Source organism: Streptomyces sp. TLI_146, from assembly GCF_002846415.1.
Taxonomy (GTDB): domain Bacteria; phylum Actinomycetota; class Actinomycetes; order Streptomycetales; family Streptomycetaceae; genus Streptomyces.
The window spans coordinates 6683376-6694889 of the sequence record NZ_PJMX01000001.1 but is presented as its reverse complement, the minus strand read 5'-3'; the positions used below and the strand labels follow the sequence as shown (position 1 = coordinate 6694889).

The following is an 11514-nucleotide window of genomic DNA, read 5'->3' as shown; positions in this document are numbered from 1 at the left end:
CTAGAGAAGAGGCGACGTGACTACTGTTCTGACCCCCGCGAGCCCCCTGACGGCCGCTGACCGTTGCGACCGCTGCGGCGCACAGGCATACCTGCGTGTCCTTCTGACCAGCGGCGGCGAACTGCTCTTCTGTGCTCACCACGGACGCAAGTTCGAGCCGGAACTGAAGAAGATCGCCGCTGAGATACAGGACGAGACGGACCGCCTCACCGCGGTGCCCGAATCCGCAGGCGAAGAGGATCGCTGAACCTCGCACTGACGACGAGCCAGGGCCGGTCCAGGACCGGCGACGGGCGGCCGCCCCCGCGCGCGGGGGCGGCCGCCCGTTCTCGTGCCCGCGCCCCGCTACAGGGGCGCCGCGTTCCGTGACGGGCCAACGAACGCGGAGATCCGGGTGTACACCCCCGGACTCTCGGCCTGCCCGCAGCCGCTGCCCCAGGACACCAGGCCGATCAGCCGGCCTCGGGCGACCAGCGGCCCCCCGCTGTCGCCCTGGCAGGCGTCGTGGCCGCCCCTGGGATCGCCCGCGCAGAGCATGGTGGCGCCCAGGTACTCCCCCTCGGAGTTCCCCGGGTAGGCGCGCTCACAGACCCCGTCCCGGAGCACCTGGACCGGCGCCGACCGCAGCGTCGAGGCGTAGCTGCCCCGCCCGGAGGTGTCCCCCCACCCGAACACGGTCGCGGCGGTGCCCGGCGCGTAGGCGGGGTCGCCCGGCCCGGCGAGCCCGATGACGTACGACTCGGGCAGCGCGCTCGCCAGGGTGAGCACCGCCAGGTCACCGGCGTTGGTCACCGGGCTGTAGCCGGGGTTGACCCAGGTGTCCCGCACCTCGACCTCCTGGCCCGTGCTGCCGCGCAGCTGGGAGCGCCCCGCGATCACCTTCAGGTCCCGCACCCCGTTGGCGCCGAGCACCTCCTTGCTGAGGCAGTGCGCGGCGGTGACCACCTTGGTGGGCGCGACCACCGCTCCCCCGCAGAACTGGCCCGCGCGCGTACCCCCGAACCGGGTACGGCTGGAGAGCGCGACGGCGTACGGGTTGCTCTCCACGGAGACGGGTGTGCCCCCGATGACCACGCTGTCGGCGGCGGCCGGTACCGGCGCGGCCAGCGGTACTGCGGTCGCGGCGGCCGTGAGGGCCAGCGCCCCGCGCAGCGCTCGGACGGTGGGACGTCGCATACGGTCTCCTGACTCCGGGTGACACAGGCACACCCAGAGTCAACGAGCAATTGACGGCCCGCACCCGCTCAGACACGCACGAGGGCCCGGTTCCCTTGCGGAAACCGGGCCCTGCGTCACGTACCACTACGTACTACGTACGTAGGAACGCGGCCTAGTCGAGGTAGTCGCGCAGGACCTGCGAGCGCGACGGGTGGCGGAGCTTCGACATGGTCTTCGACTCGATCTGGCGGATGCGCTCACGCGTCACCCCGTAGACCTTGCCGATCTCGTCCAGGGTCTTCGGCTGACCGTCGGTGAGGCCGAAGCGCATGGAGACCACGCCCGCCTCGCGCTCCGACAGGGTGTCGAGGACCGAGTGCAGCTGCTCCTGGAGGAGCGTGAAGCTGACCGCGTCGGCCGGGACGACCGCCTCGGAGTCCTCGATGAGGTCACCGAACTCGCTGTCGCCGTCCTCACCCAGGGGGGTGTGGAGGGAGATCGGCTCGCGGCCGTACTTCTGGACCTCGATGACCTTCTCCGGGGTCATGTCGAGCTCCTTGGCCAGCTCCTCCGGGGTGGGCTCGCGGCCCAGGTCCTGGAGCATCTGGCGCTGCACGCGCGCGAGCTTGTTGATGACCTCGACCATGTGCACCGGGATACGGATGGTGCGGGCCTGGTCGGCCATGGCGCGGGTGATCGCCTGACGGATCCACCAGGTGGCGTACGTGGAGAACTTGTAGCCCTTGGTGTAGTCGAACTTCTCGACCGCGCGGATCAGACCGAGGTTGCCCTCCTGGATCAGGTCCAGGAAGAGCATGCCGCGGCCCGTGTAGCGCTTGGCCAGCGAGACCACGAGGCGGAGGTTGGCCTCCAGCAGGTGGTTCTTGGCGCGGCGGCCGTCCTCGGCGATGATCTCGAGCTCACGCTTGAGCTTGGGGGCGAGCTTGTCGGCGGCCGACAGCTTGTCCTCGGCGAACAGGCCGGCCTCGATGCGCTTGGCGAGCTCGACCTCCTGCTCGGCGTTGAGCAGCGGGACCTTGCCGATCTGCTTCAGGTAGTCCTTGACCGGGTCGGCGGTGGCACCGGCCACGGCGACCTGCTGGGCGGGCGCGTCGTCCTCGTCCTCGTCGGACAGGACGAAGCCCTTGCTCTCGCCCTCGGGCTCTTCCTCGTCGCCCTTGCCGGGCGCGACGTCCTCAAGGAGCTCTTCGCCCTCGATGACCTCGTCGTCGCCCTTCTTGCCGGCGGTCTTCTTCGCGGCCGTCTTCTTGGCCACGGCCTTCTTGGCGACCGTCTTCTTCGCTGCCGTCTTCTTGGCGGCGGCCTTCTTGGGCGCCTCGGCGTCGTCCGCCGACACGTCCACGGTCTCGGCCGCCGGGGCCGCGGTGGCCGCGACGGTCTTGGTCACGGTCGTCTTGGCCGCGACGGTCTTGGTGGCGGTGCGCTTCGCCGGGCTCTTCGCTGCGACGCTCTTCCGGGTGCGCTTGGGAGATTCCGCGGCACTGACCATCAGCGTCACACCCTCTTCCTCGAGGATCTGGTTGAGGCTGCGCAGAACATTCTTCCACTGGGTTGGCGGAATCTGGTCGGCTTCGAAGGCCCGACGCACGTCATCGCCGGCGATCTGCCCATCAGCCTTTCCCCGCTCGATGAGCGCCATCACAGACTCTGACTCGGCGATCTCCGGCGGGAGCGTACGGGATGTGCTGGCCGACACGAACAACCTCTCGGAACGATGGAAACGGCTTCCGGCCCCGCCCATGATCGGGCCGGAGCCGACGACCGTCGGCTGGGGATTGTGCCGACGGCGCGGGCTGAACCTCGGAGCTGCACAGCGCCGCGAGCGACTGCTGTATTCCTTCCTCGGCTGTTACCTCTTAGGTCATCGCACGGTTTCGAGGAGTGTTACGCCCATTCCACGTGGCCCGAGTCACACCCCATTAACGACAGAAACGGCCACAAGGGACATAGTGCCCATAATCGCGTCGCCGGACCCCCCGAGGTCCGGCGACGCGTGCTTCCTCCGGGCGGGGGCGGCGGGCCCGCGCCCGGCCGCCTCCGCCGTCAGTGCTCGCGCGGCGCGGGAACGACGCGCTCCACCTCGGGGTGGACGGTGAGCAGCTGCCGCATGGCCGTCTCGGCCGCCACCCCGTCGGCGGCCGCCAGCGCGTCCACGATCCGGCCGTGGTGGGTGAGCGCGGCGTCGGACGGGCGGTCACAGCCCGTGACCGGTCCGCCGGAGACCTGGAGGGCGGCGCCGACGATGCCGGAGAGGTGCTCCAGCATGCGGTTGCCCGCGGCCTGGATCAGCAGCGAGTGGAACTCCGCGTCGGCCCGAGAGAAGGTGATCACGTCCCCCTGGGCGAGGGAGTGACCCATGATCTCGACCATGTCGCCGAGGCGCTGCTGGAGGTCCTCGCGGCCGTGCCCCGCCGCGAGCCGGGCGGCCAGCGGCTCGATCGTCCAGCGCAGCTCGCTGAGCTCGCGCCGCTGGTCGTCGCGCTGCGGGCCGAAGGCGCGCCACTCGATGATGTCGGGGTCCAGCAGGTTCCAGTCACTGACCGGGCGGACCCGGGTGCCGACGTTGGGGCGGGCGCTGACCAGGCCCTTGGCCTCCAGTACGCGCAGCGACTCGCGGACGACGGTCCGCGAGACCTCGAAGCGCTGCCCGATCTCCTCGGGGACCAGCGGGCGGTCGGCGCCGAGATCGCCGGAGACGATCATCTGGCCGAGCTGCTGGACGAGTTGGCCGTGCAGTCCTCTCCCGCGGCTGCCCGCCGCGCGGCGGCTCACCCGGCCGAGGTCTGCGTCGGCCCCGTCCCACGAGGGGAGGGAGACGCGGTCGGCGCCACGCGCCTCCGCATAGGGGTAGCGGTCGAGTTCGCCCGGTCCTGCGAGGCCGGTGTCGGCGGCGCGGGCGGTGGTCATCATGGTGTGCGCAAGGGTACTCACGCATCCTTTGTCGGCGGGACTTCCACGGCCCTTGAGGTCTTTGGTGAAAAGCACACGAAAGGGTGATCGCCGCACCCCTCGCAATTGACGCTTTATCGGAAAGAAGCGGGCATTCTCCGGGGAGTTGTGGCCATCGGTATACGGCGAGGTCAGGGCGTGGTCACCAACGAGCCCTCGATCGAAGGCTGGTGAGCACGTAGGCGCAGAGCAGCACGCAGAGCGACAGCGCGAGGGCCGCGCCCTGCGGCCGGGCGAGCAGGTGCAGGGCCGCGGCGAGACCGTTGTCCAGCAGATGCGGCCAGCGCAGCCAGGCCACGTCCCGCAGCCGGGCCGGAAGTCCGGCCACCGAACGCGCCTGCGGAGCCGACAACGCCTTCTGTACGAGGGGTACGACGGCGACCGGCACCGCCAGGACGGCGGCGAGCCCGGCCGCGGTGGCCCGGAAAATGCCGGCCGCGAGCAGCCCGGCCCAGGCGCAGCCGACGGTCAGTCCCGCCCAACTCGCCGCGAGGGAGGGCCAGTCCGGCGGGATCCGCACCAAGTCGCCGCCGTACACCAGCCGCAGGGCCTGGGCGTCCAGGGCGACCGTGAGCACGGCCAGCAGGAGGGCGGCCGCGGCCGACACGGCGAGCTTGGCGAGCAGCAGCCCGAGCCTGCGCGGGACGGTGCCGCGGTCGGCGGCGAGCGCGGGATAGCGGTACTCCTCGCCGAAGGCGAGCGCGCCGAGCACTCCGGCGCCGAACGCCGCGGGCGGCAGCGGCAGCAGCTCCGGCCAGGCGGCGGCCAGGCGCGGCAGCGGTGTGTGCCCGGCGCGCCCCAGCACCACGGCGAGCGCGACCGATCCGACGAGCACGGCGCCGGCGAGCAGGTACGTGGTGCGCACGCCGAGCAGGCGGCGGAGCTCGTAGCGGAGGGGGCGGAGTGGGGTGCGCGGGAGGGCGGGAGTGATCGGGGGGCGCGGGTGGGGGGTGGGGGCGCTCGTGTGCGGCGGGAGGGGTTCCGTGGGCGCCGCCCCGGTGTCCGGAGTGGTTGCCGCCGCCGGGGCGGGGCGGGGGCCCGGCGGCGTCGGGCCCGTGTCGCCGACCTCTTCCGTGAGGCGGTGGACGAGGACGCCGTGGCGGAAGGCCGTCTCGCCGACCTCGGCGCAGGTCGTGCCGTAGACGGAGAGGTGGCTGCCGTCCTCGGCGACCACCTCGACGGAGCGGCGGGCGGCGCGGGCCTCGCGGCCGACCAGCGACGCGAGGCGGGCGGCGTGCGGGGTGGTGACGGCGACCCGGGGGCGCAGCCGGGTGCGGGCGAACTCCCTCGCGTCCTGGTCCGCGACGAGGCGGCCCCCGTCGATGGTGACCACCCGGTCGGCGACCCGGGCCGCCTCCTTGGGGTCGGCGAAGGTGCACAGCACGGTGCCGCCCTGCTGTGCGTGGCCGCGCAACAGCCCGTACAGCCAGCTGTTCTCGCGCGGCGAGAGGCCCTCGGCGGGCTCGTCGAGGAGCAGCGTGTGCGGGTCGCCGAGGAGGGCGGCGGCGAGGCCGAGCCTGCGGTCCATGCCGAGCGAGAGGGTGCCGAGCCGCTGGTCCCCGAGGCCGTCGAGGCCGACGACGTGGAGCATCTCCTCGGCCCGGGCGGCCGGGACCCCGGCGACCGCGCACATGAGGCGGAGCTGGCCCCGGACCGTACGGGCGGGGTGGCCCGGCACGTCGCCGAGCAGGGTGCCGACCTCGCGGGCCGGGTGGGCCACCTTGTGGAGCGGGCGGCCCCGGAAGTAGGTGACGCCCCGGCCCGGTTCGAGCTCCAGCATCAGGCGCAGGGCCGTGGTCTTGCCGGAGCCGGGGGCGCCGAGCAGCGCGGTGATCAGGCCCGGCCGGGCCTCGAAGGTCAGATCGTCCACCTCGGGCGGACGGTCGCGGTGGGGTGTGCTGGTGAGTCCGATGGCCTGGAGCATCGCTTCTCTCGCGGGGGTGAGACCGCTCGACGGCACGGCGGGAGGACGAGTACGGCGGGGGCGCCGGGTACCGGAGTAACATAACGCGACATTTAGGACTTTTCATGCATCCCGGGGCGTGTGTGAGCCACGGCGGGCATGCGTCTGTCCGCAGGCGGGCGCTCCCCGAGGGGTGCGTCGTTCGCCCGCGGAGCGTGCGCGGCTGGTCGCTCCCCCGAGTTCTCGACTCCGCTCGAACAGGGAGACCACCGTCGCGGCGGAGCCGCACGATGGCACGGCCCCGTGCCCCTCAGGGGCGGTGGGTCAGACCTCCGGGCGGAGCATCGGGGGGTTCAGCAGGGTCGCGCCGCCCGCGCGGAACAGCTGCGCGGGACGGCCGCCCTGGCGGGTCGTGGTACCGCCCGCCGGGACCAGGAAGCCCGGGGTGCCGGTCACCTTGCGGTGGAAGTTGCGGGGGTCGAGCGCGACCCCCCACACCGCCTCGTACACCCGCCGCAGCTCCCCGACGGTGAACTCGGCCGGGCAGAACGCCGTGGCCAGCGACGAGTACTCGATCTTTGAGCGGGCCCGCTCCACGCCGTCCGCGAGGATCTGGGCGTGGTCGAAGGCGAGCGGGGCGGGCTGCTCGTCCTCGCGGCCGAAGCCGCCGTCCTGGCTCAGCAGGTCCTCGACCGGCGCCCAGCGCGCGCTGTGCGCGTCGCCGCCCGCGCGCGGGGCGGGCAGATCGGGGGCGAGCGCCAGGTGCGCCACGCTGACGACCCGCATCCGGGGGTCGCGCCGGGGGTCGCCGTACGTGGCGAGCTGCTCCAGATGGGCACCGTTGCCCGGGGCCGGGGCGGTGGCCGCCGGGTCCTGGGCGCAGAGTCCGGTCTCCTCGGTCAGCTCGCGGGCCGCCGCGGCCGACAGGTCCTCGTCGGCCCGGACGAAGCCGCCGGGCAGCGCCCACCGCCCCTGGAACGGCGGCTCCCCGCGACGGACGACCAGCGCGCACAGGGCGTGGCGGCGCACGGTGAGCACGACCAGGTCGACGGTCACGGCGAAGGGCGGGTAGGCCGACGGGTCGTAGGGAGACATGAAGCGATCATAGTCGTCTCCCTGACGATAAACACGCCCCCGGACGCGGCCGGTCGCACCGTCTTCACCGGGCGCCCCACGGGTTCCTCCCGAGGCGCCCCGCGCCCGGTTTCTCACCCCATATGGCTCGATACCCTCGGCGCTCACCGCCCCCGCCCCGGGGACGGGCGCGGCCTCTTTCTCCGTACCGGATTCACTCAGCACTCCGTTCAGCCTCCCAACTGGAGCCGGCCGGCGGCCTGCTCGACCATGCCGACGCCGAGCCTGCTGACCCGCACGGCGAACGGCTCCCCCGCGACACTCAGCCCGGAAAGCCGCACCGCGCCGAGCGGCGCCGACCGTACGGGGCAGAGGGCGACCGTGCCCGCCGGGGCGTCCGGGCGGATCCCCGCGAGCGTGGTGAGCAGCTGGACCGCCGAGGCCGCGGCGACGGCGGCCGGGCGGCACGCGGCGGGGTGCGGCAGCGGGGCGCCGTCGGCGGTGCGCTGCTCCCCCGCGTACATCTCGGGCAGCCGGTAGCCGAACGCCTCCGCCGCGTCCAGGAGTCCGCGCAGCAGCCCGCTCGCCTCCTTCTCGTACCCGGCGGCCGCGAGGCCCGTCACGGCGACCGTCGTGTCGTACACCCGCACCGCGCCCGCGCGGTGGCCGAACGGGTTGTAGCCCGGTTCCTTGGCGCCGAGGCCGCGCAGGCCCCAGCCGGAGTCCATGGCCGGGCCGCCCAGGAGGCGGGCCAGCTGTTCCGTCTGCACCTTGTCGAGCAGGCCGGGGGCGAGCCGTCCCGCGCCGAGCAGCCCGGTGTCCAGGAGGTGCGCGGCGCCCGCGCCGAGCGGGGGCAGGGGGCGGCCGTCGGCGGTACGGGCGGCAGCGGGGCGGCCGCCCGCGAGGTCCTCGATCCAGAACTCCTCCCGGAACCGCTCGCGCAGCCCTGCCGCCAGTGCCGCGCACTCCTCGGCCCCCGGTCTGCCGTACTCCCGCAGCAGTTCGGCGCCCAGCACCGCGGCGCGGTGCGCGTGGGCCTGGGTCTCGGCCCGCGCAAGACCCGCCGCCGGGCCCGGCTCGCCGAGATAGCCGTCCGCGCCGACGCACCCGCGCAGCCAGCGCAGACACCGCTCCGCCGCCGGCAGCAGCTCGGCCACCTCGGACTCGGCGAGCCCCCAGCGGCGGGCCTCGGCGAGCACCACCGGGAACGCGAGCGTGGCCTCCACTCCGGTGCAGCTCGGGGGCAGATGCGGACCCGCGTCCCGCAGCGGCCCGGGGATGCGGCCCGACTCCCTTTCCCCGCCCGCCAGTTGGGTGCGGGCGACGGCGCGCAGGGTCGCGGCCGCCAAGCGGGTGGAGAGCGGCAGGGCCATCCGCGCGGCCCACAGCGCCTCGGCCGGGGCGGGACCGGTGCGCCAGGGGACGCCCGCCGCCGCGTACACGTCCAACGGATGCCCCGGGTCCCGTACGAGCAGGGCCCGCAGGTCGTCGAGGCCGCTCTGGAGCAGCGGCCCGACCCGGGGGTCGTCGCCCTCCGCCTCGGCCTGCGGCAGCGGATGGCTCGCGGCCTGGCCGGGGGGCCGGGCGGGGCGGTCGGTGCGGATGTTGAGCTCGATCGTGTACGCACCGCCCGGGGGCAGCTCCACGTCCCAGCGCAGCACGCCCGCCGAGGCGAGCGCGTCGGCCGGGGGCGGGTGCGCGCTCACCACCGCGTGCGCGCCGGGGGCCGTCCAGCGCATGCCCGAGTCGTGGACGCTGCCCGGCAGTTCGGGCCCGGCCCGGCCCGCCGCGACCGCGCCCAGGTCGGCCAGGTCGGTCCCGAGCGCGATCTCCACGGGCAGCCGCAGGGGGCGGGGCGACGAGCTGCGCAGGGTGATCCGTTCGCTGCCGTCGGCCTGGCGCAGCCGCTCGATCGCGATCTCGGGGTCGGGGCCACTGTCGGCCGGGGTGCGCACCACCGCGAAGAAGCGGGCGCGGTCGGCCGATATCGATCTGCCCTGGAGGGCGATCGGCTCCCGCCCGGCCACCTTCAGCTGGCAGCGCGCGAGCAGTCGGCGGCCGTGGCGGTAGAAGCCCTCCAGGCCGTGGCCGGTGAGCTGGCCGTGCTCCGCCGAGACGACGAGACCGGGCAGGGCGACGGAGATCAAGGTCGCGTGCAGTGGGGGGAGCTCGCCGAACCCGGGGCCCGGGCCTGAACCTGAGCCTGGGCCGTGTCCGGAGGTTCCGGTCGGGCCGGACGCGCGGGGTGCGGGTGCCGGGCGTCGGCCCGGTCCCAGTCCCGCTGCCGGGCCTGTGCCCTGTCCAGGCCCGGCACCGGCCCCGGCCCCGAGTCCTGGCCCCCGACCCGTTGCACCGAGGGTGGCCGGTCTGCCTCCGGCGGGGTCCGGGGGCGGGATGTGACCCCGGGCTCCGCCCCGGAGGGAGCGGTCACCCCAGGGCGAGGGCGGGTCTTCCGCCCCAGACGAGGCATTGCCCCGGGAACGGGAAGAGGGATCGACCCGGGACGGGGGATTGGCCCGGGGAGGGACATCGAACGCCATACCTTGCCTTCCGAGCACTCCGGCCGCATTCGCGGGACGGGCGGACCGCCCTCGCGCGGCGCCCCCCACGTGAACGCGGCGGGCCGTGCGCGGGTCACGGAGCGACACGGCGTGGCGTGGCCCCGGTGTCATCGGCCGGTCCCGTCCCGCTGTCCCGCCCGGCCGGTCCGCCGGGCCCCACGCCGGGCGGACCCGGCCGCCGGAGCGCCGCCTTCGACGCCCTCGGGGCGGGCGGAGGCGGGCGCCGCGTCCCGCCTGTTCGCCGGGGAGGTGGCCGCCGCGCCCTCGTTCCGGGTCGCCGCCGGAGACTTACGGCGGGACCTGAGCCGCCGAACGGGCCCGCCCACACCCGACGCCGACGCCTCCACGGCCACCCTGCGCTCGGCGGCGGCAGGCTCGGCCACATCCGCCTCAGCCCCGAGGGCAGGCACCCGGTCCGAGCCACCAAGCCCCGCCTCCCCGACCGCACCCCCCGCCGCAGCCGCACCCCCCTCCTCCCGCTCCCGCCTCTCCTCCCGCAAGCACCTGCGCAACGCCTCCGGGTCCAGGCCCCGGTTGCAGGCCTGGTGGAGGAGTTGGGCGAACTGGTACTCGGGGTCCGCGCGCAGGGCCAGGCCCAGGGCGACCCTGGCGGCGGGCTCGTCGCCGGTGGACCAGGCCACCCAGCCCGCCAGGGTGAGCGGGGCCGCCGCGTGCTCCCCATAGCGGCCCACGCAGCGGCGGGCAAGGGCGCGCCACAGGCGTTGGGCCGGGGCCGCGTCCGGGCCCTCCATCCACTCGGCCGCGCGGTCCCGGGTGGTGCGGTCCTGGAGGCCGAGGACCAGGGCCGCCGCCTCGTCGTGGGCGATCAGGGCGTCGTCCAGCGCGTCCGCGTCCGTGCGGCCCGTGGCCGGGGGCGCGCCGGAGAGGCGGCGCATCACGCGGCCCGCCAGGTCCAGGGTCTCCCGGCCGACCCGCAGCCGCTCCTCCTCGTCCAGGATGCGGGGCACCAGCGCCTCCTCCGCCGCCGCGAGCACACGCTCCTGGTCGGCCGCCGCCGGCCGCCGCCAGGGGGCGAGCCGCGCCTCCATCTCCCGCAGGGAGCCCCGGACTTGGAGCCCGGCGAAGGTCGCGGCCGCCGCCAGCACCGACGTACCCGCCATGGCCAGCACGTTGCCCTCCGGCGGGCAGCAGCGCGCGTCCGGGCAGCAGTACGACCAGTACCTCCCGTCCGAGATGCACAGCGCCTCCAGGACCGGGACGTCCAGGGCGCCGCACGCCGTACGCAGGAGTTGGGCCAACGGCCGTAGCCTCTCCATGACTTGACTGCTCGTCATATCGCTGCCCGGCTCCGGGTCCTGGCAGAGGAACACAATGATCCCGTCCGGGCGCGGGCCCCGCCGCTCGCTCCCCGCCATCAGGCACTCGGCCAGTTGCTCCGCGACATGCGGCCACTCCCCTGGCGCTCGGGGAATGCCGAGCCGGAGCCGCCCGCCGAAGCGGCCCCGGCGACCGTGGAGGGCGACCATCACGATGGAGTCCGTCGGATGGAAGCCCATCAAATACGGCAGGGCATCGGCCAGTTCGGCCGGGCTGCGCAGGGTGAGCTGCGGGTCGTCGTCGGGCAGACCGTGGGAACCGTGCGATTCGTGGTGCTTGTTCATGCCTCGACGGTCCCGCGCCCGGCCACCCCTCACCACCCCTGTGGAAAACGTTGTCCACAGGCGAGAACAAGCCACCGCGATGATCTGCATACTGAGTCGCGTCGGCGAACCGAACCACCTGAGCGGGCCGCGCGGGGCGGTCCCTGTACGGAGGGGCGGTGTGGCCGTCGCGTGCTGTCGCGCGACCGCCACACCGCCCACTCGGTCCGGGTCCGGCCTGGCCGTA

The 11514-nt window shown here is 74.5% G+C and carries 8 protein-coding genes; 1 reads left to right on the top strand and 7 read right to left on the bottom strand.

All coding sequences use genetic code 11. The features are described from left to right. The first annotated feature begins 16 nt into the window (after positions 1-16). A complete protein-coding gene (locus BX283_RS29920) occupies positions 17-247 on the top strand; it encodes a hypothetical protein (RefSeq protein WP_067165114.1) in 231 nt (76 codons plus the stop codon). Between the two features lie 98 nt (positions 248-345). Here BX283_RS29920 and BX283_RS29915 read toward each other — a convergent pair whose 3' ends face one another. The 7 genes from BX283_RS29915 to BX283_RS29885 form a co-directional block, all read right to left on the bottom strand. After that, the gene (locus tag BX283_RS29915; protein WP_101390571.1) at positions 346-1176 is read right to left on the bottom strand and encodes a trypsin-like serine protease; all 831 of its coding nucleotides are present in this window, start codon (positions 1174-1176) and stop codon (positions 346-348) included. Positions 1177-1330: 154 nt separating this feature from the next. After that, a complete protein-coding gene (locus tag BX283_RS29910) occupies positions 1331-2875 on the bottom strand; it encodes an RNA polymerase sigma factor (protein ID WP_101392648.1) in 1545 nt (514 codons plus the stop codon). A gap of 347 nt (positions 2876-3222) precedes the next feature. Then, positions 3223-4110 (bottom strand): FadR/GntR family transcriptional regulator, encoded by an 888-nt coding sequence (locus tag BX283_RS29905; RefSeq protein ID WP_180357286.1) that lies wholly within the window; start codon positions 4108-4110, stop codon positions 3223-3225. A 160-nt stretch (positions 4111-4270) separates the two neighbouring features. Beyond that, positions 4271-6052 (bottom strand): ATP-binding cassette domain-containing protein, encoded by a 1782-nt coding sequence (locus tag BX283_RS29900; RefSeq protein WP_101390569.1) that lies wholly within the window; start codon positions 6050-6052, stop codon positions 4271-4273. Positions 6053-6355: 303 nt separating this feature from the next. Then, positions 6356-7126, bottom strand: a complete 771-nt coding sequence (locus BX283_RS29895; protein ID WP_101390568.1) for an NUDIX domain-containing protein — start codon at positions 7124-7126, stop codon at positions 6356-6358. A 209-nt stretch (positions 7127-7335) separates the two neighbouring features. Next, the gene (locus BX283_RS29890; protein ID WP_373979307.1) at positions 7336-9252 is read right to left on the bottom strand and encodes a glycogen debranching N-terminal domain-containing protein; all 1917 of its coding nucleotides are present in this window, start codon (positions 9250-9252) and stop codon (positions 7336-7338) included. A 521-nt stretch (positions 9253-9773) separates the two neighbouring features. Then, positions 9774-11288 carry a DUF4192 domain-containing protein gene (locus BX283_RS29885; RefSeq protein WP_101390566.1) on the bottom strand — a complete coding sequence of 505 codons (1515 nt, stop codon included), beginning with the start codon at positions 11286-11288 and terminating at the stop codon, positions 9774-9776. Positions 11289-11514: the final 226 nt, after the last annotated feature.